The organism is Dehalogenimonas alkenigignens (assembly GCF_001466665.1).
GTDB lineage: Bacteria > Chloroflexota > Dehalococcoidia > Dehalococcoidales > Dehalococcoidaceae > Dehalogenimonas > Dehalogenimonas alkenigignens.
In genome coordinates, this window is record NZ_KQ758903.1 from 928,672 (window position 1) to 952,709 (window position 24,038).

28 protein-coding genes are annotated in these 24,038 nt (G+C 55.8%); 15 read left to right on the forward strand and 13 right to left on the reverse strand.

Translation table 11 applies throughout. From position 1 onward, the window contains the following. Positions 1-152: 152 nt before the first annotated feature. The 3 genes from DEALK_RS04985 to DEALK_RS04995 all read left to right on the forward strand — a co-directional run bounded on the left by DEALK_RS04985 (position 153) and on the right by DEALK_RS04995 (position 3,013). A complete protein-coding gene (locus DEALK_RS04985; protein ID WP_083496358.1) occupies positions 153-779 on the forward strand; it encodes an adenylate kinase family protein in 627 nt (208 codons plus the stop codon). Between the two features lie 121 nt (positions 780-900). Then, positions 901-1,440 carry a response regulator gene (locus tag DEALK_RS04990; protein WP_058439199.1) on the forward strand — a complete coding sequence of 180 codons (540 nt, stop codon included), beginning with the start codon at positions 901-903 and terminating at the stop codon, positions 1,438-1,440. Between the two features lie 49 nt (positions 1,441-1,489). After that, positions 1,490-3,013: a PAS domain-containing sensor histidine kinase gene (locus DEALK_RS04995; protein WP_058439200.1), complete on the forward strand. Its 1,524-nt coding sequence runs from the start codon at positions 1,490-1,492 to the stop codon at positions 3,011-3,013. Positions 3,014-3,016: 3 nt separating this feature from the next. Here DEALK_RS04995 and DEALK_RS05000 read toward each other — a convergent pair whose 3' ends face one another. Together DEALK_RS05000 and DEALK_RS05005 are read right to left on the reverse strand one after the other, a co-directional pair. Beyond that, complete coding sequence (locus tag DEALK_RS05000; protein WP_058439201.1) at positions 3,017-3,283, reverse strand: DUF167 domain-containing protein; 267 nt, start codon at positions 3,281-3,283, stop codon at positions 3,017-3,019. After that, the gene (locus DEALK_RS05005) at positions 3,280-4,572 is read right to left on the reverse strand and encodes a hypothetical protein (protein ID WP_144437077.1); all 1,293 of its coding nucleotides are present in this window, start codon (positions 4,570-4,572) and stop codon (positions 3,280-3,282) included. The genes DEALK_RS05000 and DEALK_RS05005 overlap by 4 nt, the downstream gene beginning before the upstream one ends. Before the next feature lie 208 nt (positions 4,573-4,780). Between DEALK_RS05005 and DEALK_RS05010 the strand changes: the two genes are divergently transcribed. After that, positions 4,781-5,266, forward strand: coding sequence for a CinA family protein (locus tag DEALK_RS05010; RefSeq protein WP_058439203.1), 486 nt, complete (start codon positions 4,781-4,783; stop codon positions 5,264-5,266). Here DEALK_RS05010 and rph read toward each other — a convergent pair. Both rph and DEALK_RS05020 read right to left on the reverse strand, forming a co-directional pair. Beyond that, positions 5,253-5,975: a ribonuclease PH gene (rph, locus tag DEALK_RS05015; protein ID WP_058439204.1), complete on the reverse strand. Its 723-nt coding sequence runs from the start codon at positions 5,973-5,975 to the stop codon at positions 5,253-5,255. The genes DEALK_RS05010 and rph overlap by 14 nt on opposite strands. Positions 5,976-6,017: 42 nt before the next feature. Continuing rightward, positions 6,018-7,289: a glutamate-5-semialdehyde dehydrogenase gene (locus DEALK_RS05020; RefSeq protein ID WP_058439205.1), complete on the reverse strand. Its 1,272-nt coding sequence runs from the start codon at positions 7,287-7,289 to the stop codon at positions 6,018-6,020. A 152-nt stretch (positions 7,290-7,441) separates the two neighbouring features. Here DEALK_RS05020 and DEALK_RS05025 point away from each other — a divergent pair, with 152 nt between their 5' ends. Continuing rightward, the gene (locus tag DEALK_RS05025) at positions 7,442-8,050 is read left to right on the forward strand and encodes a YkgJ family cysteine cluster protein (protein WP_058439206.1); all 609 of its coding nucleotides are present in this window, start codon (positions 7,442-7,444) and stop codon (positions 8,048-8,050) included. 125 nt (positions 8,051-8,175) lie between these two features. Further along, on the forward strand, positions 8,176-9,015 hold the full coding sequence (locus DEALK_RS05030; RefSeq protein WP_058439207.1) for a prephenate dehydratase: 840 nt from the start codon (positions 8,176-8,178) through the stop codon (positions 9,013-9,015). Between the two features lie 30 nt (positions 9,016-9,045). Here DEALK_RS05030 and nhaA read toward each other — a convergent pair whose 3' ends face one another. Continuing rightward, positions 9,046-10,398, reverse strand: a complete 1,353-nt coding sequence (gene nhaA, locus DEALK_RS05035; RefSeq protein WP_058439208.1) for a Na+/H+ antiporter NhaA — start codon at positions 10,396-10,398, stop codon at positions 9,046-9,048. A 148-nt stretch (positions 10,399-10,546) separates the two neighbouring features. On the opposite strand from nhaA, the gene DEALK_RS05040 reads away from it, so the two are divergent. Genes DEALK_RS05040 through acpP form a run of 6 tightly spaced genes read left to right on the forward strand, consistent with a single transcriptional unit; the run spans position 10,547 to position 13,792 of the window. Next, entirely contained in the window at positions 10,547-10,972 is a 426-nt protein-coding gene (locus DEALK_RS05040; RefSeq protein WP_065128699.1) for a YceD family protein, read from the forward strand. A 27-nt stretch (positions 10,973-10,999) separates the two neighbouring features. After that, positions 11,000-11,383 (forward strand): 50S ribosomal protein L32, encoded by a 384-nt coding sequence (gene rpmF / locus DEALK_RS10430; protein WP_065128701.1) that lies wholly within the window; start codon positions 11,000-11,002, stop codon positions 11,381-11,383. A gap of 48 nt (positions 11,384-11,431) precedes the next feature. Then, positions 11,432-12,364: an ACP S-malonyltransferase gene (gene fabD, locus DEALK_RS05050; RefSeq protein WP_425479144.1), complete on the forward strand. Its 933-nt coding sequence runs from the start codon at positions 11,432-11,434 to the stop codon at positions 12,362-12,364. Next, on the forward strand, positions 12,355-13,104 hold the full coding sequence (gene fabG, locus DEALK_RS05055) for a 3-oxoacyl-[acyl-carrier-protein] reductase (RefSeq protein WP_058439211.1): 750 nt from the start codon (positions 12,355-12,357) through the stop codon (positions 13,102-13,104). The genes fabD and fabG overlap by 10 nt, the downstream gene beginning before the upstream one ends. A gap of 4 nt (positions 13,105-13,108) precedes the next feature. After that, complete coding sequence (nusB, locus tag DEALK_RS05060; protein ID WP_058439212.1) at positions 13,109-13,519, forward strand: transcription antitermination factor NusB; 411 nt, start codon at positions 13,109-13,111, stop codon at positions 13,517-13,519. A 15-nt stretch (positions 13,520-13,534) separates the two neighbouring features. Continuing rightward, positions 13,535-13,792: an acyl carrier protein gene (gene acpP, locus DEALK_RS05065; protein WP_058439213.1), complete on the forward strand. Its 258-nt coding sequence runs from the start codon at positions 13,535-13,537 to the stop codon at positions 13,790-13,792. 67 nt (positions 13,793-13,859) lie between these two features. Here acpP and DEALK_RS05070 read toward each other — a convergent pair whose 3' ends face one another. Together DEALK_RS05070 and proB are read right to left on the reverse strand one after the other, a co-directional pair. Next, positions 13,860-14,186, reverse strand: coding sequence for a hypothetical protein (locus DEALK_RS05070; protein ID WP_058439214.1), 327 nt, complete (start codon positions 14,184-14,186; stop codon positions 13,860-13,862). Positions 14,187-14,235: 49 nt separating this feature from the next. After that, positions 14,236-15,354 carry a glutamate 5-kinase gene (proB, locus tag DEALK_RS05075; protein ID WP_058439215.1) on the reverse strand — a complete coding sequence of 373 codons (1,119 nt, stop codon included), beginning with the start codon at positions 15,352-15,354 and terminating at the stop codon, positions 14,236-14,238. A gap of 118 nt (positions 15,355-15,472) precedes the next feature. On the opposite strand from proB, the gene mfd reads away from it, so the two are divergent. Beyond that, positions 15,473-18,907: a transcription-repair coupling factor gene (gene mfd / locus DEALK_RS05080; RefSeq protein ID WP_058439216.1), complete on the forward strand. Its 3,435-nt coding sequence runs from the start codon at positions 15,473-15,475 to the stop codon at positions 18,905-18,907. A gap of 409 nt (positions 18,908-19,316) precedes the next feature. Here the strand turns inward: mfd and DEALK_RS05090 are convergent, their stop codons facing one another. Genes DEALK_RS05090 through DEALK_RS05105 form a run of 4 tightly spaced genes read right to left on the reverse strand, consistent with a single transcriptional unit; the run spans position 19,317 to position 21,326 of the window. Beyond that, positions 19,317-19,886, reverse strand: a complete 570-nt coding sequence (locus DEALK_RS05090) for a DNA-3-methyladenine glycosylase I (protein ID WP_058440042.1) — start codon at positions 19,884-19,886, stop codon at positions 19,317-19,319. 11 nt (positions 19,887-19,897) lie between these two features. After that, positions 19,898-20,716, reverse strand: a complete 819-nt coding sequence (locus DEALK_RS05095) for an AAC(3) family N-acetyltransferase (protein WP_058439218.1) — start codon at positions 20,714-20,716, stop codon at positions 19,898-19,900. Between the two features lie 4 nt (positions 20,717-20,720). Further along, a complete protein-coding gene (locus tag DEALK_RS05100; protein WP_058439219.1) occupies positions 20,721-21,101 on the reverse strand; it encodes a metallopeptidase family protein in 381 nt (126 codons plus the stop codon). A gap of 6 nt (positions 21,102-21,107) precedes the next feature. Continuing rightward, positions 21,108-21,326, reverse strand: a complete 219-nt coding sequence (locus tag DEALK_RS05105) for a hypothetical protein (RefSeq protein WP_133240214.1) — start codon at positions 21,324-21,326, stop codon at positions 21,108-21,110. 121 nt (positions 21,327-21,447) lie between these two features. Here DEALK_RS05105 and DEALK_RS05110 point away from each other — a divergent pair, with 121 nt between their 5' ends. Beyond that, positions 21,448-22,242, forward strand: coding sequence for a hypothetical protein (locus DEALK_RS05110; protein ID WP_058439221.1), 795 nt, complete (start codon positions 21,448-21,450; stop codon positions 22,240-22,242). Positions 22,243-22,311: 69 nt separating this feature from the next. On the opposite strand, the gene DEALK_RS05115 is transcribed toward DEALK_RS05110, so the two are convergent. Both DEALK_RS05115 and DEALK_RS05120 read right to left on the reverse strand, forming a co-directional pair. Further along, a complete protein-coding gene (locus DEALK_RS05115; RefSeq protein ID WP_244881580.1) occupies positions 22,312-22,575 on the reverse strand; it encodes a TfoX/Sxy family protein in 264 nt (87 codons plus the stop codon). A 3-nt stretch (positions 22,576-22,578) separates the two neighbouring features. After that, complete coding sequence (locus tag DEALK_RS05120; RefSeq protein ID WP_058439222.1) at positions 22,579-23,571, reverse strand: TerC family protein; 993 nt, start codon at positions 23,569-23,571, stop codon at positions 22,579-22,581. Positions 23,572-23,706: 135 nt separating this feature from the next. On the opposite strand from DEALK_RS05120, the gene DEALK_RS05125 reads away from it, so the two are divergent. Further along, positions 23,707-24,036, forward strand: coding sequence for a cupin domain-containing protein (locus DEALK_RS05125; RefSeq protein WP_058439223.1), 330 nt, complete (start codon positions 23,707-23,709; stop codon positions 24,034-24,036). Positions 24,037-24,038 lie beyond the last annotated feature (2 nt).

Consider the following 24,038-nt stretch of genomic DNA (forward strand, 5'->3'; position numbering starts at 1 on the left):
CACTAGAGTATGCCATTACCCTGTCGACGCTGTCAACTTGTTATCAGGATTATCCGAACGCAATTCCTGAACTCCCGCCCTTATCGGCGATTGCACCAGCCTGGGGAGTAATGATGAAATCGGGACGTTATTCAAGGTATCGGGTGTATTAGGTGAATAATTTTAAACGATTGCCTCAGGCTGTTTTGCTGCTGGGTCCTACCGGCTCCGGAAAGACGCCGCTCGGCGAGGCGCTGGAGAAAAGCGGGTTTCGCGGCAGGCGATGTCGCCATTTTGATTTTGGTGCCAGCCTGCGTAGCTGCGCGGCGGGGCTCGGTCCTGAATTCACTCCCGCCGAGCTCCAGGTAGTACGAGAGTCACTGGCTACGGGCGTGCTGTTAAAAGACCAACAATTCCCGATCGCCGCAAAGATTCTGAACGAGTTCATTTCCAGAACAGATAGGGACAGTCTCATCATCCTGAATGGCTTGCCGCGGCATACCGGTCAGGCGGCGGCGCTGAACAGCCTGGTTGAAATGGCTGGGGTAATTGTCCTGGAATGTGACGCCGCAACGGTGATGAGGCGAATTGCAAGCGATACAGGGGGTGATCGGGGCGGTCGCAGTGATGACGGCGCTTCCATGGTAGCTAGAAAACTGACGATATATGAGCAGCAGACGACGCCCCTGATAGAATATTACCGGAGCCTCGGGGTACCGCTTCTATTGGTGGCTGTCGGCAAGAACGACGGCGCCGAAACATTAAGGCTTGCCGCTGAAGCGGCTCACGAAGTCATTTGACCGGTCTTGGACAATTTCTCCGCCGGTATTAGAACTCCATAAATCCTTGACTAACAATGTCCATAATAATATACTTATGCCGTTTTTCGGGTTAAAAGCATTTGATTAAGGAGATAACTTGATGCCGGAATTACTGACTGTGCGTGAAGTTGCGGATTACCTTAGGGTGACCCAGAAGACGGTCTACAGACTGCTGCAGCAGGGATCGATTCCGGCGCTCAAGGTGAGCCACAGCTGGCGGTTCGACAAAGCCGCCATTGACGAATGGCTGCGCTCGACAGCGGTCGGTGCCAAAGCCACTATACTTGTCGTCGACGACGACCAGACAATCCGTGACCTGTTCCGGGATATCCTCGAAGACGCCGGTCATCGTGTCATCACTGCGGGTTCAGGCGCTGAGGCGCTGGAATATATTAAAGCCAAGGATTTCGCCCTGGTCTTCCTTGATCTCAAGATGCCGGGTATGAGCGGCGCTGACGTCCTGCGTAAGATCCGCGCGTTAGATCCGGATTTGCCGGTGACCATCATCACCGGATTCCCTGATTCCGAATCAATGGCTCAGGCGCTGTCGCAGGGTCCGTTTGGCGTAATGAACAAGCCTTTCGGAGAGGCTGATGTTCTTAACGCGGTGAAAAGCTTCATCCGCATCGGCCGAAGCTAATACGCCAGCCAATCTGAGATTATGATCGATTTTTTATCGGACGAATCAGATGCCCGGTCGTGAAAACGGCAAAAACCAGATTTCCGTTAGAGATTCAATTGAGCAGCGTCTGCTGGCTAATGCGACTTCGACCTTCCGGACTATGTTCGAACGCAGTGGCACCGCCAAGGCTGTCCTTAATGAGCATGGCATTATCGTTATGGCCAATGAGACGCTTGCCCGGCTAGTTGATCTTTCGGTCGCTGAGATAGAAGGAAAGCACTCTTGGTTTGAGTTCGTCGCCGAGTCTGACCGGAAAAAAGCTCAGGAATACCACCGGCTGCGCCGTAGTCATCCGGGTACTGCCCCGGAACTCTATGAATTCCGTTTACTCGATCATAATGGCAGCATCCACGAGATAGAAATCAATGTAGCCATGTTTCCCGGGACAGAACTTTCGCTTCTTTCGTTGATCGATAATACCCATTTGAAAACGGCGCAGGAGATGGGCCGTCTGACCCGGTTTGCTGTCGAAAACGCGCCCGAATCGATTTTCTGGCTCAACGAAAGCGGCGCTCTGTTGTATGCCAACGCCGCTGCCTGCCGCCTTCTCGGTTATAACCTCGGGCAGATCATGTCGCTGTCTATTCATGAGATAGATGCCGGCCACGCGAAGCGTGACTGGCTAAAGCTGTTCAAGGAACTCAGGCAGGCTGGTTCAATGGTCTGGCAGTCGGAGTACCGGCGTCAGGACGGGCACGTACTGCCGGTGGAACTCATGATTACGTATATCCAGTTGAATGATAAGCATTATTACTGGGCTTTTGCCAGGGACGTGACGGCTACGCGGCAGGCCGAAAAGAGGGAACAGCAGCTTCAAACCGAGTTAAATGTATCAGGACGGCTGGCCTCTGTCGGCGAGTTGGCAGCCGGCGTCGCCCACGAGATCAACAACCCTTTGACTGGAATTATCGGCTTTTCGGAAAGGCTGCTCCGCAAGGCAACCGATGAAAAATTGGCCGCCGACTTGAAAAGGATCCATTCTGAAGCGCTCCGGGCTGCCAGGGTAGTCCAGAATCTGCTTACCTTCGCCCGTCAGCGCCAGCCCAGTAAGGAGCCTGTGGATGTTAACAGCATAGTCAAGGAGTCGTTGGCTTTACGGGAGTATGAGCTGCGCCAGAGGGGGATTCAGGTTGTGACTCATCTGGCGGAATTACCTTGCATCATGGCAGACCAGTATCAGTTAGAGCAAGTGCTGGTCAATCTGATTGTCAACGCTGAACAGGCTATCGCTATCGCCAACAAAGGCGATAGATTGACCGTTACTACCGGCGTTCTTGATGAGTTCATCGTGGTGACCGTGGCTGACAACGGACCGGGCATCAAACCGGAGAATCTGGACAAACTGTTTGATCCATTTTTTACCACTCGCGTCGACAGCGGCGGCACCGGCCTCGGCCTGTCGATTTGCCATGGCATAGTTGCGGAGCATGGCGGCCGGTTGACTGTATCCAGCGAGCTTGGCTCCGGCGCGGTTTTCACCGTTGCTCTGCCGCTAAAAGAAAACCGGTGCCCCCCTCCGGATGAATCCTAGGCGTCACGGGATTAGGCGGCGTTTCACTTCCTCCGGTGTCAGACCTTCAAAAGCAACGGACTTATTCCGGCCGAAATGCCCTCGAATTATCTGAATGGCGTCTTTTGGCAGGCCCAATTCCCTGGAAAGGTATTCGATTAGCGCCGCATTTGCGGCGCCTTTTTCCGGAACCGCTGCTACCTTTATTTTTATGGACCCGGCATAAAAACCGACGGCCTCGGTCTTTTTGGCGCCTGGCTGGACCCGGAAATTAACGTATGCTTGACTCACGAACGCACCATGGTGGTGGAGGTTTGAAATGACTCGTCAGTTAATGCTTTGCGCTCGTATTCAATGAGCAGGGCTGCGATTAATGCCAGGTCTATCAAGAAAAAATAAGTGTTGAAACTCCGCCAGGCAAAAAATATCGGCATGACTGAAAACAGCAGGCCGGTTTGAGGATAACGGCCTCCTCTCAGCAAATACCAGATTAATCCCCCAACAAGAGCGGTAATTTCTAATCCTGTGAATAGGAATGGAAAGTCAACATTAACTATGCCGGTCTGTACCAGGCTTACCAGACCGACGCCGAGTGGATAAACTCGATCGAATATGGGCGCTGTGACTGAGGCCAACCATAGCGCCGGATCATCGACAAGAAAAGGCAGATTAATGGCTATGAAGATAGTGGCGGCAACCACGGAATACCGGAGTGCGCGGCTAAAACCCCAACAGTGAAACACGTATACGCCCGCGAAAGGCAATAGGAACCAGACTGTCTGGTAAGTAGCCGCAGCCGCTCCCAGTAACAGGGCGGAGATTAAAGGTTTCCTGGGAATCAACAGCCAGCCGGCAAGAATGAACGGGAAGAGCAGCAGCCGTTTTTCCAAACCGATAAGGCCGCCGACCCACAATTCCAGGCTGATTGCAACCGCTAAGACAAACACCATCCAAAAACGGCGCGGCAACAGCCACAACCCGGCGGCGATGCCAATCAACAAGAAGAAAGCGATGACGTATTGCATATTGGCGATTCCGACAGAGACAAAAGGCACCTGGATTAAAAAAGAACCCGCGGGGTACGAAAGACGGGATTCCAACTCGACAGGTATATTTTCCGGGGTCAGCCTGGCTTGTTGCCACAGCGAATTAAGTTGTTCTTTGGCTGGGTACGGGAAGACATCGGCGAACCTTCCTTCTTGCAGCGGCGTAAGGTTGATGTAAGGTCCGAGATTTTCCTGGTGACTGTCATACTCCTCCATTGCGGTGATGACATTGGCCGAAGTATAGGGATTTTGGCCTTCGATGAAGTTAACAGTGGCCTGTTGAACGAGTGCCGCGCCGTCGGAATAGCGGGGTTGTGACTTGAGATAGGCAAGCATACCGTCAACCGGCGGATTGAAAGAGGTGGGCTCGATTAGGCCAGTTTTTAACCCGGCGAACAGCATGCCCGTAGCCAGACCGAGGCTCAGCAGGAACAGAATGGCTATTTTGGCTATTTTTTTTAGGCCCCAAGCCCAACACGATGCAAAGACATCAGTCTGCGGTAAGGCCACAAGCCACAGACTGATAAACCACATGAGCCATAAAATAATTCCCAGGACAGCTTTGCCCTGAGTCACTATATAGGGACTGCCGGTCGCGGCAGTGAATCCGAGTTTGCATAATACGCTGATGAAGAATAGGCTGAGTCTTGGAGTTGAAAAAGTGATCACGAGTCTGATAATAATTCTTACCGCCGGGAATTATAACACAGGTTTAATTTTTCCATCAGAAACCGGGTGAAGATTGGCCGCAGAAGAACAGAAGATCGCCGAATCGCTCGTCCGTAGAGGTCTTTCGATAGCTACGGTGGAATCCGCCACTGGCGGACTTATGGCGGTCAGATTGACCTCGGTGCCCGGAGCCTCCGAATTTTTCAGGGGTGGGCTGATTACTTATCATAATGAGATCAAGCTGCGTTTAGCCGGCGTAAAATACGAAACCCTGATGAATTACGGTGCTGTCAGCGCCCAGGTGGCTGAAGAAATGGCTGCCGGCGGGCGCCGGACTCTCGGGGTTGATATTTGTCTTTCGGATACCGGCATCGCCGGGCCGGGAGGAGAAACCTCAGCCAAGCCCGTCGGTCTATTCTACATCGGGTTGGCTACTCCCGAAGGGACATGGAGCCGGAAATTCATCTTCAAGGGCGATCGCGACAAGAACCGGGAATCGGCAGCGGCGGCAGCGCTGAAGTGGGCAGCGGAATATTTGGGGAATTTTAAAGGCTCTTAACCGCCTCTAATTGTATCTCGAACAATCTCCTGATCCCCGCTTCTGCCAAATCCAAAACACCGTCCAGCACCGTTTTTGAGAAAGCCTTTTTTTCCGCCGTGCCCTGAACCTCGATAAACTCACCATTGCCGTTCATCACCAGATTGAAATCAGATTCAGCCGAACAGTCCTCCTCGAAACAGGGGTCAAGCAATATATTGCCCCGGTTGACCGCCACACTAACTGCCGCCACCTGAGTTCTCAACGGCATCTGTTTGATGACGCCAAGGCGCCGCAGTTTTTCAAAAGCGATGAAAAGCGCAATATAACCACCGGTAATTGCGGCCGTTCGGGTACCGGCGTCCGCATGGAGGACATCGCAGTCAACGACGAAACTTCGCTCGCCGAGAGCGGACAGATCGGTAACCGCCCTCAGGGAACGGCCGACCAGCCGCTGTATTTCCTGGCCGCGGCCGGACAGTTTGCCCTGGACTGATTCACGCTGGGTGCGTGTTGAAGTCGCCCGAGGCAGCATGGCATACTCCGCGGTCACCCAGCCGGTGCCGGTGTTCTTAAGAAACTGCGGCACCCGTTCTTCCATTGAGACGGATACCGCGACTCTGGTATTGCCTTGCTCAATCAGCACCGAACCTTCGGCATATGGCTGGAAGCCGGGAGTGATTTTTATCGAACGCAGTTGATCAGGACCGCGGCCATCTATTCTGGGCATGTGTAACCTTTCAAGCTCGTTGCGATCGACAAAGACGCAGTTTTAAGGCCGGACGTGACCCGAACCGTAGACCAGCCATTTGTACGAGGTGATCTCCCTGAGGCCCAGCGGGCCGCGGGCGTGCATCTTCTGCGTGGAGATGCCGACCTCCGCCCCCAAGCCGAACTGGGCGCCGTCTGTAAAGCGGGTGGAGGCGTTGACATAGACCGCCGCGGCGTCCACCTCATTCATGAAGCGCGAAGCGGCGGAGTAATCCTCGGTGATGATGGCCTCTGAGTGGCCGTCGCCGTAAGCGGCAATATGGTCAACAGCTTCGTCAAGCGAGTCGACCACCTTGACTGCGGCGGTCAGGGACAGGTACTCCCGGCCCCAGTCATCCTCGACGGCCGGCACCAGCTTTAACCCGGGACTTTTCGATAGGACTCCCATCGAGCGCGGGTCGCAATGCAACTCTACGCTCATTCTGTTTAACTCGGCGGCAGCTTTGGGGAGGAAGTGTTCAGCAATATCCTTGTGGACTAGAATGGTATCCAGGGCGTTACAAGCCGAAGGCTTTTGAATCTTGGCGTTGTAGACAATAGCCACGGCATTCTCGATCTTGGCTGAAGCGTCAACGTAGGTGTGGCAGACGCCGGCGCCGCCGGCGACTACTGGAACGGTTGAGTTTTCTTTAACGAAATTGATCAGGCCGGTACCGCCGCGAGGGATAACCAGGTCGATCTGGTCGCTCATCTTCAGGAGATGCGATACTAGGGCTCGGTCCGCCGTGTCGAGGAACTGGACGGCGTTACTGTCGATACCTACGGATTCTATGGCGGCGATGATGACCTCGACCAGCGCCTTATTGGTATTTAGCGTCTCCTTACCGCCGCGCAGGACGACGGCATTGCCGGATTTGAGGCATAGGGCGGTGATGTCCACCGTGACGTTGGGTCTGGACTCGTAGATAGCGGCGATGACCCCGAGCGGCACGCGCTTTTTGCCGATGACGAGGCCATTGGGCAGAGTGCGCATGTCGAAAAACTCGCCCACCGGATCGGGCAGAGCGGCGACGCAGCGGACGTCGGCGGCTATAACTTCAAGACGATGTTCGGTCAGGATGAGGCGGTCAAGCATGGCCGGGTTCATGCCGGCGTTCCTGGCCTCGATCTGGTCAATGGCGTTGGCCTCCAGTATCCGGTCCTTATGGGAAATCAGCCCGGCGGCCATGGCCTCAAGCGCTGCGTTTTTTACCGGCGTGGCGGCATACGACAACCTTCGGCTGGCCTGCCTGGCGCGCCGGCATTTCATTTTCAATTCGCTGAGAGCGTCCATAGGTTCACCTGTAAAAGAAATCACGGCCAGTATAGATGAAGACCGGCGGAGGGGCAAGGCCGTAGCGCCCGTCCCGGTAGTATAAGATATTCAAGCCTGGAATCCCATAGATAAGGGCTGGCGGCGGATATCGAGTACCTGTAAGATAGATAATGTCAAAGCGCTCGGGAGGTTTCGGCGTGTCCCAATCAGCTTCAGACGACCGGTTGGAACAGGACTTAGCCGCAGTCCAGGCTATGGTGGCTGACAAACGGCAAAAGGTGGGCATTAAATACGACCGTTTTATCACCCGGGTGGCTGAGGTGTTGCGGACGAATTATCCTTCGGCCTTCCCGATGCCCGATGACCAGCTGAAGGAATTGGTGGCCGCGGTTGATGTCATCGGCGAAGAATCCCGCGGCCTGATGAAGAAGCTGGGTGAATACTGCGCTGGCTGCGGCTGGTGCTGCTCCAGGACCAGTAAGATCGTGGTCAACCAGAAAGATGCTGAGCGCATCAGTCGGGAACTGCGGCGTAAGACAGAAGACTTATTTTCCCATGAAGAGAATGAGTGGACGATCAAGGACGCCTGTCCCTGCCAGTGGTGGAACCCAAGAAACGGCCGATGCACCATCTACAACATCCGCCCGGAAACTTGCCGTACCTGGCCGCTGGCGATAAATGAGCGCGGCCAGAAAATGCTGCACCCTGTGCCGGAATGCGCGTTTGCCGTGCTGGTGCTGGCTGACAAGGTGCTCAGGCATCTGCGGGGGATCCGATAAGGCAGGTGCCGGGCCACAGACGTTTTATTCCTGCGTGCCGGTTCACAATAAAGCTATTGCCATTGCCCGGGTTTATGGTTATCATTAGTTTAAATTGATCTGATCTAATCTTCGAGGAGTCTGAAATGATTAAAATCTCGATTCAGGGCGCCCGGGGTTCATTTCACGATATCGTTGCCCGCAAGAAATTTCCTGGAGACTCCGAGATAATCGAGAGCGAAACTTTCAAACAGGTCTTCGAAGACGTCCATAAAGGCCTGACTGACTACGGCGTTGTAGCCATTGAGAACTCGCTCTACGGCTCGTTTCTGGAAAACTACGATTTCCTTTTTAAATACGATACGCGTATTGTCGGTGAAGAATATATGCGCCTGGTGCTTAACCTGATCGCCCTTCCGGGAACAAAGATGGAGAATATCACCGAGGTTTACACCCACCCGCTGGCCATGAGTCAGGCGGAGGAATTTCTGGACAAACATCCCAAAATGCGCCGGATTGAAGCCGAAGATACCGCCGCCGCTGTACGCCTTATTAAAGGTCAAGACCTGCATACCGCGGCGGCCATCGGGTCCACGCTGGCTTCCGAGATCTACGGCATGAAGATACTTGCGCGAGATATCGAGACCGAAAAAAAGAACTATACGCGTTTTTTGATCATCGCCAGGCCTGACACGCCTTACGACCTGGATGCCGATAAAACTTCGCTGGTGGTTCACGCTAAAAACATTCCAGGCGCCCTCTTCCATGTCCTGAAGTGTTTCAACGACGAGAACATTAACCTGTCCAAGATCGAGAGCCGTCCAATCGTGACCAGCCGCGCCTGGGACTATAACTTCTATCTGGATTTTGAGAAAGGGCTAAACTCACCGGCGACGCAGCGGGCTCTCAAGGAATTGGAAAAGGTAGCCGACCGGATAAGGGTTCTGGGCAGCTACAAGCGCGACGACAAAGTTGACGAGCAATAAGTACAGAGGGTCCAAAAACACTCGTCTGGGTTATTTAACTTTCGGCTCTTGTTTTTCGTCGAGCTTACACGTCGGCGGCGGTAACCGCCTCAGATAGAAGACACCGGCGGACCCCGCTACCAATGACGCGCTCACAACTGCCAGCTTGGCGGAATCGATAAGTCCGGGCTCATCGAAAGCCAATCCCGTGATGAATATTGACATGGTGAATCCCACGCCGCCGATGATTCCGGCTCCGATAATGTGATTCCATTGGCACGAATCCGGCTTTCTTATCCAGCCCAGTCGGCTGATCAGGAATGTCATTCCAACAATGCCGAGTGGTTTACCGATAATTAAACCGGCCAAGACCCCCCAGGCCACAGGCTGCATCAGGTTGACGTCGCCGCCGCCGAGGGCGACACCAGCGTTAGCCAGGGCGAAGACCGGCATGATCAGGAAAGCGCTGAACGGGTGGAGTGAATGCTCCAGCCGCAGCAGGGGATTTTGGACTTGCTCGTAGGCTTCGCCGATTTTCTCGACCGCCTCCTGCTGCTCAGATGTCAGCAGCATGTTTTTCCTTTTGCCTTCCGCCCCACCAAAAGTATCCAGTTCCAGCCTGCAGGTGTCGACAAACTGTTCACTGGTGATTTTTTGACGTACCGGGATTGTCATAGCGAGGATGACTCCGGCGATTGTCGCGTGGATACCTGACTGGAATACCAGATACCACAACACCATTCCCAGTGCCAGATATGGCACGAGTTTCTTGACGCCCCCGGCGTTCAAAGCGATGAGCGCGCCGGCAACGACCGCCGCGCCGCCTAAAGCCGCCCAATCTAGATTGGAAGAATATCCGATGGCGATAACCAGAATAGCCCCCAAATCGTCGATGACCGCCAGCGAAACCAGGAAAACCTTTAATGCAACCGGCACCCGATTGCCGAGAAGCATGAGAAAGCCGAGCGCGAAGGCAATATCTGTGGCCATTGGAATGCCGAACCCGTGGGGATTTCCGCCATCGGCCATATTGAAAGCCAGGTAGATGGCGGCAGGAACAATCATCCCGCCAAGAGCGCCTAAAGCCGGGAAGGCTGCCTTGGCCGGGGATGACAACTCGCCGACTAAGAGTTCGCGTTTGATTTCCAGCCCGATCAATAGGAAAAAAAGCGCCATCAAGCCGTCGTTGATCCAGTGGGCTAGTGAAAGTTCAAGATGGAAGTTGCCGAAGCTAAAGCCGGCTTCGGTATGCAGGAAGTGGAAGTAAGACTCTGAAATCGGCGAGTTGGCGATAATCATGGCGGCAACAGCCGCTCCAAAGAGCAGGATGCCGCCGGTTGATTCCCTTTTTAGAAAACGTTCGATGGCGCTGATAAATTTGAGATTCCCGAATGTTGTACTCATATTCTGATTATTCCTTAATAAATGACCGGCTATTTTAACAATTAATGCGGTTGCGTGCTACTGAGCCTAAGACTTGAACACGTGTTCAGCTTGAACTTGCTTTAAAACAGGTCGTTGTCTATAATACAACGCTTGTGGAGGATGCGGCGTGCTAAGTTTTAATGTGGCGCAGCTGGAAAAAGGGCCTGTTGGCGCCACGCGGGACTATCAAATTGACGACTCACTGACGGTGGAAGGCGTCGGGATCAACGTTAAAGGCGACATCAAATTCACCAGGACGCCGCGTTCGGTGTTAGTCAAGGCGGCCTTCAAGACGATTTTGCCCCAGGAATGCTGCCGCTGCCTTAACGAGTATCAGTGTTCCCTGGATGTCAGGTTCGAGGAGGAATTTTTACCAACCCTGGATGTGGCCAGCGGCCTGCCGCTGGATATTGAAGAGGCAGAACAGAGCTTTACCATTGACGAACATCACATTCTTGACATTTCGGATGCTTTACGTCAGTACATCATCCTGGCCCAGCCGATGAAACCCCTGTGCCGGGCGGATTGTCCGGGCATTAATACCATGCAGTAACGCTAATAAGGATAAATGGAGAAATAAATGGCCCCGCTACCTAAACGGAAACTCGGTAAATCACGCCAGGGCGAACGGCGCAGTCACCTGCACCTGGAACCCAAGGAATTGATGGAATGTCCTCAGTGCCGCCAGCCGATGCTGCCGCATCGCGCCTGCCCGTCCTGTGGTACCTACGACGGCCGCGTCATTCTGGATCTTGAAACCAAAATTAAGAAGAAGTCGGAAAAGACCGACAAAGCCGCCAAAGAAGCCGCCGAAACCGCCAAGGCTGAAAAACCCGAGAAATCAAAGAAAACCAAGCCTGAAAAAGCGGAGAAGGCCGCTAAGTCTGATAAAGACAAGAAGGTCAAGGCGGAAAAGCCTGCGAAGCCGGAGAAGCCGGCCAAGGACAAGAAAAAAGCCGAGTAGTTTTGGCGCAAGCTTTGATATCGCTTGACAACGGTGGAGGGGCGACAGGTGGTTAAACCGATGCTTGCCTTCGTGTTTCCCGGCCAGGGTGCCCAGGCGCCGGGTATGGGTTTGGATGTCTATGAAGAATACGATTCAGCCCGGGCGGTGTTCAAAGCAGCGGATGAGCGATTGGGTTTCTCCATCTCCCGCCTGTGCTTTGAAGGCCCGGAGGAAAAACTCAGAGAAACGGCTATTGCCCAGCCCGCCATCGTAACGGCCAGCCTGGCTTATTTAGCCGCCCTCCGTGACATGGATATTCTGCCGGAACCTGATTTTGTGGCCGGCCATTCTCTCGGTGAATACACCGCGCTGGCGGCCGCCGGCGCGCTTGATGTTGCCGATGCCGTTCAACTGGCCGCTCTGCGAGGCCGGTTGATGCAGCTGGCAAGCCAGCAGTCGCCAGGCGTTATGGCTGCGGTGATGGGGTTGGATGAAGCCGTCATCAACCAGACTGCCGCCGAGTCCGGCATCCTCATCGCCAACTTCAACTCGCCAGGCCAGATCGTTATTTCAGGTGACCGCGATAGGATGGCTACTGCCTCTGAAATATTAGTCAGCAAGGGCGCCAGGGTAGTGCCGCTTGCTGTCTCCGGCGCCTTCCATACGCCCTTGATGGCGCCGGCTGCCGAAGGTTTGAGTAAAGTTGTCGAGCGCCTTAATTTCAAAGACACCGCCGTCCCCATTGTAGCTAATACCACTGGCTTGCCGATCACCGGCGCCGAAGATATCCGGGCCGAACTCCTCAAACAGTTGACAACCTCGGTTTATTGGCAGAAATCGGTGGAGTATATGATCGGCGCCGGAGTCAGCACATTCATTGAGGTCGGCCCGGGCAAGGTGCTGTCCGGGCTTGTCCGGCGTATCAACCGCGACGTCAGGACGATTAACATTTCCGAGGCGCAGGCAATCAAGAACCTGCAGGCTAATCCATGGAACTGAGGCGGCTGGAAGGCAAGGTCGCCGTCGTCACCGGCGCTGGCCGTGGCATAGGCGCCGCAATCGCCCGCCGCTTCTCCGTCGAAGGGGCGTCGCTGGTCCTGAACAGCCTGTCCGATTCGGCTTTCAGGATCGCTGACGAAATCAACGCCGCCGGCGGCAGGGCCGTGGCGGTACAGGGTAACGTATCAGTCGCCGCCGAAGCGGTCCGGGTTATCGAAACCGCGGGTGCCAGCTTCGGTCGCCTGGATATCCTGATCAACAACGCCGGCATCACCCGCGACGGCCTCCTCTTGCGGATGAGCGAGGAAGACTGGGACGCCGTCCTGGATACCAATTTGAAGAGTGTTTACCTCTGTTGCCGCGCCGCGCTGCGTCCAATGCTCAAGAGCCGCGGCGGCGGGCGGATTATCAACCTGTCCTCAGTAATCGGTCTTTCCGGCAACGCCGGTCAGGCTAACTACGCTGCTTCTAAGGCCGGCATCATTGGCTTTACCAAGTCATTGGCCAAGGAACTGGCTTCCCGGCAGGTGACGGTCAACGCTATAGCGCCCGGTTTTATTGTCACCGACATGACCGCCGGTTTGACCGGCGAGGCTAAAGAGGCGCTCCTGGCCCGCATCCCGCTGGGAAGTCTCGGCGCGGCTGAGGATATCGCCGCTGCCGCCGCCTACCTGGCTTCCGAAGAAGCGCGCTACATTACCGGCCAGACCCTGACCGTCGACGGCGGAATGACCCTGTAAGTCTATGACCAAGCGCCACGAGGCCCGGGTCCTAGCCCTTAAGGTTCTTTATGAAGCGGATATCGTCCGGCATGACGCCGCCGCGGTGCTTGACCGCCAGATGGCCGGCGCCGACCTGCCAGCCGAGAACGACGTTTTCGCCCGGGCGCTTGTCGAGGGGACGCTGAAACACCAGGCCGAGGCCGACGGCATCATTACCAGGCTGGCCCCGGCTTACCCTGTGTCACAGCTTTCACCCATTGACCGCAACGTCCTGCGGCTTGCAATCTACGAGCTTTTCCACGATAATAATGTCCCAGTTCGAGTCGCCATCAACGAAGCGGTGGAACTGGCCAAGGAGTTCGGCTCGGAAAGTTCCGCCAAGTTTGTCAACGGAGTGCTGAGTTCAGTGGCGACGCTGGTTCAGCGAGACTGATTCAGGAGGGTATTAGTGGCCACAGTTTTGGAACGCGTCAAGAAAATCGCCGTCGAGCAGCTCTCGGTGGAGGAAAAGGACGTCATCCCGGAGTCCAAATTCACCGAGGACCTGGGCGCCGACTCGCTCGACCTGGTTGAGCTCATCATGGCCCTTGAGGAAGAGTTCTCCACCCCGGAAGCCAAGCTGGAGATCCCGGACGAGGAAGCCGAGAAACTGCTCACCGTCAAGGATGTCGTCGATTACGTCAAGGCCAAAGGCGTTAAGGACTAGCCGCCCTTTTTTTCACCATTTTCGCTGGTCGTACGTTCATTCAATAATTAAAGGCACGGTGGCTGGGCTATTCTTCAGCGGTTTTGCCGTGGGAACGAAAACTCCCTCCGCCAAGCCGGCCGCGGCCGTTGAAACTGTACTGAAAGCGGCCGTTCTTATTTGATGCCGCTCCGCTGGCAAAGACGACAATCTCGCCGCGGGTGCCGTCATCGAACTCAATGATGAACTCCCCGAGCGTTTTGAGTTCTTTGCCGGAGGAGAAATCCCCCCACCACTTCATGCGGGTGAATTTGGTGGCCTGGGTCAGCATCATCTGGTAACGCACATCGGCCACCGGTTTTTCAACGTCCTTGGCGTATAGCCTGGCCGAACCCCCCTGATATCTGACTGTCATTCCTGACCGGTGACCTGTTTCTTGATCGGGTTGCGCCAGCAGACCATTGTTAGCAAACCGCCAGGTTGTTACGGTGAATAATCTCGTCGCCATAGCTGTGGCCTAGCTTCCCGGCGATGGCGTCGGAATGCAGGCCTTTGATCTTATCGATCTCGGCGGCGTCGTAGTTGACGATGCCGAATCCCAACTGGGAGCCCCCCGGGGAGATCAGCCGGACAATGTCGCCGCGTTTGAAAACACCCTCGACAGCCTTTATTCCTGCGGGCAGCAGGCTGGAGCATTTCATCACAGCCCGGACGGCACCTTCGTCAATCAGTACCCGGCCGCGGGTCGAAAGCCCGGAAACCAACCAGCGGTGACGAGCATCCGGAAATGCCTGGGGAAGGAAGTGGGTCCCAGGGCAGCCTCCGACGGCAATCTGCTCGATGACTTTATCCAGCCTTCCGGAAGCAATGATGACATGGACGCCTGAAGCCGTGGCCAGTTTAGCGGCTTCGATTTTGGTGATCATGCCCCCGGTGCCGGCCGCACTGCCGGCGCCGCCGGCCAGCGCTTCGATCTCGGCGGTGATCCGCTCGACAACCGGGATGAGCCGGGCTTCAGGGTCGGTCCGCGGATTGGCGGTATACAAGCCGTTGACGTCAGAAAGAATAAGCAGCAAGTCGGCGTCAACCAGATTGGCCACCATTGCCGAAAGGCTGTCGTTATCGCCGAACTTGGCTTCCTGAATCTCGTCCACCGCCACCACGTCGTTTTCATTCACAATAGCAATGACGCCCAGTTCCATTATCGCCAGCAGTGTGTTGCGGGCGTTGAGGTAACCGGAACGGTCGCTCAGGTCGGTCCGGGTTAAAAGCGCCTGTGCCACGGTCAGATCATGGGCGGCAAATAACCCTTCATAAACATTCATCAGCCGACTCTGCCCAACTGCGGCTAAAACCTGCTTGTAGGGAATGTCGCGGTGCTTTTTGTAAGCACTCAGTTTCTCTTTGCCGGCGGCGATGGCGCCTGATGTTACGATGATTGCCTGGCTGCCTTGGCGGATAACGGCGGCGACCTGCGCTACCAGGCCGGACATGACCGTTTGATCAAGCTTGCCGGTACCGCCGGTGAGGAGGTTTGTACCCAGTTTGATGACAATGCGGCGGTATTGAGGCTTTTCGTTCATAAGGTTCCCGCCATTATAGCAACGGCCTTTACCTTTGGACAACCGGTGCCGGCGCGTGTAAAATGCCCCAAGGGCAGGCGCCGGTCTGGCCCGGGGTATTTTCAAAAATAACATACATATGAATCTTAACGGGCTGTTCCCACTGATTACCGAATCTCAGCCTCTCCGTGACTGGCTGTCTGATAACCGGCGAAAACGGCAGACCATCAGCCGTTTTTCGGTTACCGAGGCTGCCAGGCCGTACCTGATCGGCGCATTGTTAAACCAATTGCGCCGGCCGGGACTGGTGATCGCAGCCAACGCCGAAAAAGCCCGCAATCTAACCGAACAGCTTGGTTTGTGGCTGAACGAAGATGCTGTCCGGTCGTTTCCCGGGCCCGATCTCCTGCCCTACCAGCGGGCAGCTGTCGACAGGGGGACTGAACTTGAGACGGTTCGCGCGCTGGCTGAAATCGGCGGGCAGCCGGTATCGAAACCTTTAATTACCATCGTCGCTGCTGATGCCTTGCTGCGGCTTTTGCCTGATCCGGAGACTTTCAGAAGCAGCTGGATCACTGTCGCCGCGGGTACCGAAACACCTCCGCTGGAGTTGGCGCGAAAACTCGCAAGCATAGGGTACCGGGCTGAACATCTGGTTGAAACTCCCGGGACATATGCCCGGCGGGGCGGCATTATGGATGTTTTTTCGCCCGCCGGAGACAACCCGGTGCGCCTGGAGTTTTTCGGGGATGTCATCGACAGGATCCACGTATTTGACGCCGCCACTCAGCGTTCGCTGAAATCGCTGGATCACGTGAGTTTCAGCCCAGCCACCCTGGTGCTCGAACCGGAACTGCTGCCGGGGATTGACCTGAGCGGGATTGTCGACGAAATGCGCACCGAGCTGGCTGAAGAACTTGACGGATTGAAGTGCGGCATCCGGCCGGAAACAGCGGCTTTCTGGGCACCATACCAAAACCGGTCTTCGCTCCTGGATTTCCTCTCTCCGGATTCCCTGGTAATTATTGACGAGCCGGTCGCGGTCGAACAAGCCTGGGAGATTTTTAGCCGGGAAGCAGAGACCCTCCGCGCCGAGAAGACCGCCGCGGCCGAACTGCCGGCCGATTTCCCTTTGCCTTATCTCCCTTGGAAACCAATACGTGAAAGCATGGCTTCGTTTCAGACCGCTGAATTGTCTTCGTGGGGATCCGGGGAGGGCGGCGTTATCGAACTGCCGCTTATGCCGGCTCCCAGTTATGCCGGGCGGCTGAATTCATTTTTCACCAGGGTTAATGAGCTTAGAGATCAAGGTTTGCGTCTGGTGGTAGCCAGTTATCAATCCGACCGGCTGAAAGAGCTGTTCTCTGAGGCAGGTATTTCTTACCACTTCACCAGCAGTCTTGCCGCGCCGCCGGCCGCTGGCACCGTTACCTTGGTCCACGCTTTGCTGGATCGGGGATGGGTCCTGGCTGGAACAACCTTCTTTTTTACCGATGCCGAGTTGTTCGGTTTCGTCAAGGAACGCTCTCGCCCGCGCCGGCGCGCTCAAACGCAAAGGCTCTTCCTGCCTGAATTGACTCCGGGAGATCATGTCGTTCACATCGATCATGGCGTCGCCAGATTCGGCGGCATCGTCATTATGGAAGTTTCCGGCGCTCGACGCGAATATCTGCAGTTGGAATACGCCTCCAGCGATCGGTTGTATGTGCCGACGGATCAGGTTGACCGGGTTAGCCGCTATGTTGGGGGTGACGGCGAAGCCCCGGTTCTGAACCGTCTGAGCACTCAGGAGTGGGCGCGTTCCAAAGAACGGGCCAAAGCAGCCGCCGAAGAGGTGGCTGCTGAGCTCATTGAGCTTTACGCCGCCCGCCAGATCGTCCCCGGCTACGCCTACTCACGCGACACGATGTGGCAGCGGGAATTAGAAGGTTCCTTTCCTTACGTGGAGACGCTGGACCAGTTCCGGGCTCTGGCCGACGTCAAGGAAGACATGGAAAAGCCTGTACCGATGGATCGCCTGATCCTAGGCGATGTCGGCTATGGTAAGACCGAGGTGGCGCTGCGCGCCGCCTTTAAAGCGGTCATGGACGGCAAGCAGGTGGCTGTGCTGGTGCCGACCACCGTCCTAGCCCAGCAGCATTACTCAACCTTTAAGAGCCGCCTGGCTGCCTTCCCGGTGAAAGTGGGGGTGATTTCCCGCTTCCGCAGCGATAAAGAACAGAAAGCCATCCTGGAATCTCTGGAGCAGGGCGGCATTGATATTCTGATCGGCACCCACCGCCTGCTGCAGCCTGATGTCCATTTCAAGAAGCTGGGTCTCCTCATCATTGACGAAGAACAGCGTTTCGGTGTGATGCATAAGGAGTTTTTGAAGCGGATGAGGCAGGAAGTTGACGTGCTTACCCTGTCGGCTACCCCTATCCCCCGCACCCTGCACCTGTCGCTGGTAGGGGTGCGCGACCTGAGCGTCATCGAAACACCGCCGAACGAGCGGCTGCCGGTCAAGACTTTCGTCTCCGGCTACGACGACCACCTGGTACGCGAAGCTATCCTGCGGGAGAAGGAGCGGGGCGGCCAGGTTTTCTTTGTCCACAACCGCGTTCAAAGCATCTACTTCATCGCCGAGCGGCTCAAGAAACTGGTGCCGGAGGTTTCTTTCATCGTCGGTCACGGCCAGATGCCGGAGGGCGAACTTGAGGCGGCCATGGCCCGCTTTGCCGAGGGCTCGGTGGACGTGCTGGTCTGCACCACCATCATCGAGAGCGGGCTGGACGTGCCCAACGCCAACACCCTGATCGTCAATCAAGCTGACCGTTTCGGTCTGACCCAGCTTTATCAGCTAAGAGGCCGTGTCGGCCGCGGCGCTGTACTGGCTTATGCCTACTTCCTGTATGAGAAGGGTAAGCGTCTCACCGGCGACGCCGAAAAGCGCCTCCGCACCATCTTTGAGGCGGCAGAATTGGGAGCGGGCTACGGCATCGCTATGAAAGACCTGGAGATCCGCGGCGCCGGGTCGCTGCTCGGCACGCGGCAAAGCGGCCACATCTCGGCGGTGGGGTTTCACCTTTACACCCAGATGCTCTCCGAGGCGGTGGCTGAACAGAAAGCCAAAAAAACAGGCAAAGAAACCGAACTGCTTAAGTCCAGCCGGATACCGCCCCCGACAATCGAACTGCCGCTGTCAGCCTATATCCCTGACAGTTATATTCCCGAAGAGGCGCTTCGGTTAGGATTGTATAAACGCCTGGCGGCGATACAAAATGAGAAAGAATTGTCCGATTTCGAACGGGAGCTTACCGACCGGTTCGGCCCGCCGCCGCCCGAGGCGCAGAACCTATCCTACATCATTCGCATCAGATTGCTGGGTCTGAAGGCTGGGATCAAAGCAGTAGGCATGGAGAGCGGCCTTATCGCCATTTCGTTCCTGGCGGGGATCGCGCCTGATCTTAAGAGAATCTCGCCTCTGAAGGACGGCCTCCGCGCTTCGGCCAGCAAGCTGTGGCTGGACTACCTCCGCCTCGGCCGCCGCTGGCGCGACTTGCTGGAAGAAACAGTGTGGCGGTTGGGTAAATGAGCCTCAATTTCGTACGCGGCGCACGGGCAACGGGTTGACAGATCCGGAATTTCTCTGGTATATAACTTTGCCGAAAAAAGTAAATGGAGGTTGAGTATCGTGGCTTTCCTTGACAGCCAGGTCAAGCAGACTGTACTGGAAAGATCGGGCGGCAGGTGCGAGTGCACTGAAACCGAACACGAGCACGGAGAAACGTGCGGCAACCCATTGGACGCCGAATGCCAGTATGTATTTGCCCCGGACGCGCCCAACAGACTTAAGGTGATCTGTTATTCCTGCTATCGGAAAAGAAAGGCACTGCGGAAAAAACAATATTGATCTGGGGGTTAGCCTGCCGGGTTTTATGAGGCGCTGTATGGAGTCTCATATCTTTTTAAGCTGTCCGGGATCGGTCACACCCTGTTCGGTTTTAAGTTCCAGTTAGTTCCTTGAATCGGAAGCAGTTTACCAGGTGGTCGTTAACGATACCCACCGCCTGAAGGTGGGCGTAGATAATGGTGGAACCGACGAACTTAAAACCGCGGCGCTTCAGGTCAGCCGAAATTTGGTCTGACAACCCGGTTCTTGCCGGCAGTTCTGCCAGCGAAGTCCAACCGCCGATAACAGGCTTACCCCTGGTGAAATGCCAGAGATAAGCGTCAAAGCTGCCGAATTCGGCTTGGACTTCAAGAAACCGCCCCGCGTTGTTTACTGCCGCCCGGATTTTCAAACGGTTGCGGATGATGCCCGGGTTTGACAGCAGTTCTTTGATTCTCAGGTCATCGAAGGCCGCCACGGCGGCGGCGTCGAAGTCGGCGAAGGCCTCTCTGAAGGCGGCCCTCTTGCGCAGGACGGTCAGCCACGATAACCCAGCCTGAAAGGCTTCCAGTACCAGGAACTCAAAGTGCTGAGCATCGGTGTGAGCCGGCGCTCCCCATTCCTCGTCATGGTACCTGATCATTATCTCGCCGCCGGACAGGGGCCAGGGACAGCGCTCGATGTTGTCGTTGATCATTTCCGGTTGGCCTCCAGCCATGCCGTCGCGAAATCCACGAGGTCGCGCACCGGCATTAACCTGGCTTCAGCTAGACCGATTCGGCCGGTCGTAACCTTGTGAGGGTGTGCCGCCTCAAAGGCGGCTCCGATTTCCGGAAACCTGTCGGACTCCTCCGAAAAATCTTCCAGGATCTTCCAGATGCGCCGGCCGTTTTCGTTGACTGCCGCACCGCCGCGCTCGACCTTCTTCCCCGGGAAATTAGCTCGGAATTCGGCCAGGTGCAGGGCGGTATTGTTCTCATAACCTACGCCGAGCAACAGTATAAAGCCGCCGATTTCGTACAATCGGCCAAGCGGAGAGGCGTCCCCCAGCGCATAATTCAGGCTGTGATCGGATACGATCCTCGCCGCCAGCGGGCCGCGGGCGGCGAACGACACCTGGGGGTGGTTGCTCCGGACGGTCCCTGGCTGCTTGCGGAAAGTCTCCGGTATCGCGCCCATCTTGCGGGTCGGCGTCAATTCCGGATCAAAGGCCGGCGTCTCGGCGCGAATGATGTCCCACCACTGGCTCGGTACCGGCGGGCGGCTCCAGAAAGCGGGGTCGGAGTTATCGCTGGTGTGGGTCGGCATGACAAGGGTACCGGTTTCGCCGATAGCCGCCTCCAGCGCCATGATGACCGACTGGGCGTTGCCGCATACCCAACCCATGGAGGAGAGAGATGAGTGGACAATGAGGGTCATCCCCGGACGCACTCCGATCCGCCGGAAGTCGTCGGTCAATGAGCTTACGGTCAATGGCAACGGGTTGTATTTGACCCGGTCGGTTTCAGCCAACGGACTACTCTTCTTCCCCTTCAAGCCAGCCGGCCTCGATGTCGTCGAGTTCGTCGTCCGACATGCCGAAGAAATGGGCAACTTCATGTTTAACCGTTTTCTCGACCTGATCAATGATTTCGGAGTCGGTGCGGCAAATGGCTTCGATCGGTTTTTGGAAAATGGTGATTTTATCGGGTAACACCAGGCTGTAGCGTGAATCCCTCTCGGTCAGCGGAACGCCTTCATACAAGCCCAGGAGTTCCGTTTTCTTAGCTCCGGCGCACTGGGATTTGGTGGGGTAGTCTTCGACCAGGACCTCAACGTTATCCATGATTTCCAGAAATTCATCGGGGAGTTTATCCAGAGCCTGTTCCACGAGGTTTGCAAAGCGGTTCTTGTCCATCGGGAGTTAATTATTCCGGTAGTTGTCGCCCAGGATGTTGCGGATTTCGGTTATGCGGCGTTCCAGCTCGGCGACGGCTTTTTCTAATTCGGCGCGGCGGCGGGAAGCCTCGGTGGTGAACACTCGGGAGATAAGCTGCTTTTGACCCAGGAGCTTGCGGCGTTCCGCCAGCAGTTCTTCCTCTTCCTTGCGGAACTCCCATTTGTAGTCTTCAAGGTTAGGCATGGCGTCCTCGTCCGGGGGAATTATACAGCAATCCACCTCGGCCATGACAACGCGACACTTACAGTCCGTTTCAGGAGGCTATTGACACTTGGCGGGGGGGGTATAATGGGTCGAGGGGTAAATGAAAAAAGCCGGGTTTTTAAGGACAAGCTTCACATTTGCCGGTATAGTGCTATTGGTCGCCGTACCTGGCTGTGACAGCTCAGTACCCAAAAACATCGTCGTTAAGCCGTCAACCTTTGCCCTCTACGCCGTCGAGGGTTTTGATCCAATGCCGGCAGAGTGTCGGGTGACGGTCGGTGGTGGTGAGCTCGAATGGATTGTCTCCTCGGACCAGCCGTGGCTGTGGGTTTATCCGTCATCCGGGAAGGCCACGGAGTCGATTGCGGTTCTTGCCGATACCGATAACTTCGAGCCGGGCATTTATACAGCGAACTTAACCCTGCGCGCCTTTGAAGGCCAGGGCGCAATCCGGAAGTTTCCGGTACAGGTCACGGTTTTTAAGATGGACCAGCCGCTTAGCACAGGGTTTAAGGAAGGAACCGGGACGGCTTGGGGCAGCGGTGGTTTTACCTTGTCCCAGGGGCGGCTCGAAGTCGGAGTCTTAGAGTATGACGTGATGTCGCTTTCGTTGAACCGGGTAGTTAAAGCCGGCGAAATATGCCTGTTTGCCAGCCTGACCCTGAATAATACGACCGACGAAGAATGGCAATTGCTTTTCGATGTCGGGGGATATACCGCCTTGGGCGGGCAGGCATCCTGGATGCTTGTTAACGGGCCTGTAATAGGGAAGGCGGCTCTCAGCGTGCCGGCTGAACAGAGCAGGGAAATCAGGGTGCCCATCAGCTGGAGCCCGGGCATCGACAGCGTCCAGGTGAATGCGGTGGTCTACCCGGCCTATCCTCCGATTCCGTGAAGCGGGCGGGATTACTGTTTTTTCTTCTTCGGAGCGGTATGGGCGATGTTTACTGACTTCTGTCCCCACTTAGTGAGTTCGGCGGTGTCCTCGAAGACATCGGCAGGAACGGCCCAGTAAGGCATCGGTTTGTATTGCCGGCTGCCGGGTCTTTACATAATCTTCGCGGTTGGAGTCGTCGGCTTTCAAATACAGGACGTCGTTGGAGATCAGTCCGAACATTTCGCCTTCATGGAAGACACCGAAACCGCCGAACATGCTCCTGCCGGTGACGGCGCCCAGGGGCGCCAACTTTTCCAGGACCAGCTCGAGGAACTCTTTTGAGGCGGGCATTGGCTATTCCTCCTTCCTGATTTCATCAATGACGCACGTCGCGCCATCTTCCTTCGGCGGGCAGGACAGGTCGGGCACCGGCCGGGGCTCCGGCGGCCGCCGCAGGGAAGCGATGACCGCCGCGGCCAGGATTGAACCAATGATAAGAAGCGACAGGAGTGTGGGGATATGCAGTATATCGGAAAGGACCATCTTGATGCCCAGGAAGATCAGCACCGCGGACAACCCGTAGTGGAGGTAGTGCAAGCGCTCGGCAAAGCCCGATAAGGCGAAATAGACTGAGCGCAGGCCCATGATGGCGAACATATTTGAGGTATAGACGATAAACGGGTCGTCGGTGATAGCCAGGATAGCTGGAATGGAGTCAACGGCAAAGATGATGTCGGTCAGGTTAATGGCGGCAAATACCATGAACAGCGGCGTCGCCACCCGCCGCCCGTTTTCTTTGGTGAAGAATTTACCGCCGTGGTATTTGGGCGTCATCGGCAGGAATTTACATAATAATTTCACCACCGGGTTGGCTTCCGGATGAGGATTGTCTTCTTTTTGCATGCCCATGCGGACGCCGGTGAAAATCAGGAAAGCCCCGAATACGTAAACCATCCATTCCAGGGCATGGAACAGGGCAATGCCGCCAACGATGAACGCCGCCCGCAGCACAATAGCGATCAGGATACCCCAGAATAAGACGCGGTACTGGTGTTCCTTCGGCACACAGAAATAGGTGAAAAGCATCAGGAAGACAAATAGATTGTCTACCGAGAGCGATTCTTCGACGAGATAGCCGCTGAAGAAATCCAGGGCGGAGCCTGAGCCTTCAAAGTACCAGATGCCCAGGCCGAAGATGATCGCCAGGCCGACCCAAAAAGCCGTCCACCGCAATGATTCCTTCATTTGAATCACGTGCGCCTTTCGGTGGAAGACAAACAGGTCAAGCATGAGCATTGTGACCAGGAAAACATTGAATCCGACCCAGTGCCAGATAGTTACGTCCATTGCCTTCCTTATGTTCTCAAACCCGAAGTGGGGTAATCAGGGCGTGCCGAAGGCTGAGTATATCCCAGCCTGAGATTATTGTAAATCGGGTGATGTGGTAAACTTTAGGTCATCATAACTGTTGAGGAGATAAATATGGCGGAAACGCAATCGATCATCGGCCACGCCGCGGCCATGGCCAAACTGGTGGCATACCAGCCCGGCGCCGTGGTCAGCCGCACCCTGACTGACCGGTCCGCCGGCACAATAACGCTGTTTGCCTTTGACGCCGGCCACGGACTGTCTGAGCATTCGGCGCCCTTCGACGCTTTTGTATATATCGTTGACGGCGAATCTGAAATTAGCATCGGCGGCGAGAAGCACCGGGTCATTGAAGGCCAGGCGATCATCATGCCGGCAAACATCCCTCATGCCCTGAAAGCGGTAACGGCGTTCAAGATGCTGCTGGTGATGATCCGTTCGTAGTG

Excerpts from the sequence above, each read along its gene's own strand:
- DEALK_RS04990 (WP_058439199.1), top strand. The coding sequence starts at position 901 with ATGCCGGAATTACTGACTGTGCGTGAAGTTGCGGATTACCTTAGGGTG.
- DEALK_RS04995 (WP_058439200.1), top strand. The coding sequence starts at position 1,490 with ATGCCCGGTCGTGAAAACGGCAAAAACCAGATTTCCGTTAGAGATTCA.
- DEALK_RS05005 (WP_144437077.1), bottom strand. The coding sequence starts at position 4,572 with ATGTGGTTTATCAGTCTGTGGCTTGTGGCCTTACCGCAGACTGATGTC.
- rph (WP_058439204.1), bottom strand. The coding sequence starts at position 5,975 with ATGCCCAGAATAGATGGCCGCGGTCCTGATCAACTGCGTTCGATAAAA.
- DEALK_RS05020 (WP_058439205.1), bottom strand. The coding sequence starts at position 7,289 with ATGGACGCTCTCAGCGAATTGAAAATGAAATGCCGGCGCGCCAGGCAG.
- DEALK_RS05025 (WP_058439206.1), top strand. The coding sequence starts at position 7,442 with ATGTCAAAGCGCTCGGGAGGTTTCGGCGTGTCCCAATCAGCTTCAGAC.
- DEALK_RS05030 (WP_058439207.1), top strand. The coding sequence starts at position 8,176 with ATGATTAAAATCTCGATTCAGGGCGCCCGGGGTTCATTTCACGATATC.
- nhaA (WP_058439208.1), bottom strand. The coding sequence starts at position 10,398 with ATGAGTACAACATTCGGGAATCTCAAATTTATCAGCGCCATCGAACGT.
- rpmF (WP_065128701.1), top strand. The coding sequence starts at position 11,000 with ATGGCCCCGCTACCTAAACGGAAACTCGGTAAATCACGCCAGGGCGAA.
- fabG (WP_058439211.1), top strand. The coding sequence starts at position 12,355 with ATGGAACTGAGGCGGCTGGAAGGCAAGGTCGCCGTCGTCACCGGCGCT.
- nusB (WP_058439212.1), top strand. The coding sequence starts at position 13,109 with ATGACCAAGCGCCACGAGGCCCGGGTCCTAGCCCTTAAGGTTCTTTAT.
- DEALK_RS05070 (WP_058439214.1), bottom strand. The coding sequence starts at position 14,186 with ATGACAGTCAGATATCAGGGGGGTTCGGCCAGGCTATACGCCAAGGAC.
- proB (WP_058439215.1), bottom strand. The coding sequence starts at position 15,354 with ATGAACGAAAAGCCTCAATACCGCCGCATTGTCATCAAACTGGGTACA.
- mfd (WP_058439216.1), top strand. The coding sequence starts at position 15,473 with ATGAATCTTAACGGGCTGTTCCCACTGATTACCGAATCTCAGCCTCTC.
- DEALK_RS05100 (WP_058439219.1), bottom strand. The coding sequence starts at position 21,101 with ATGGACAAGAACCGCTTTGCAAACCTCGTGGAACAGGCTCTGGATAAA.
- DEALK_RS05105 (WP_133240214.1), bottom strand. The coding sequence starts at position 21,326 with ATGCCTAACCTTGAAGACTACAAATGGGAGTTCCGCAAGGAAGAGGAA.
- DEALK_RS05110 (WP_058439221.1), top strand. The coding sequence starts at position 21,448 with ATGAAAAAAGCCGGGTTTTTAAGGACAAGCTTCACATTTGCCGGTATA.
- DEALK_RS05115 (WP_244881580.1), bottom strand. The coding sequence starts at position 22,575 with ATGCCCGCCTCAAAAGAGTTCCTCGAGCTGGTCCTGGAAAAGTTGGCG.
- DEALK_RS05120 (WP_058439222.1), bottom strand. The coding sequence starts at position 23,571 with ATGGACGTAACTATCTGGCACTGGGTCGGATTCAATGTTTTCCTGGTC.
- DEALK_RS05125 (WP_058439223.1), top strand. The coding sequence starts at position 23,707 with ATGGCGGAAACGCAATCGATCATCGGCCACGCCGCGGCCATGGCCAAA.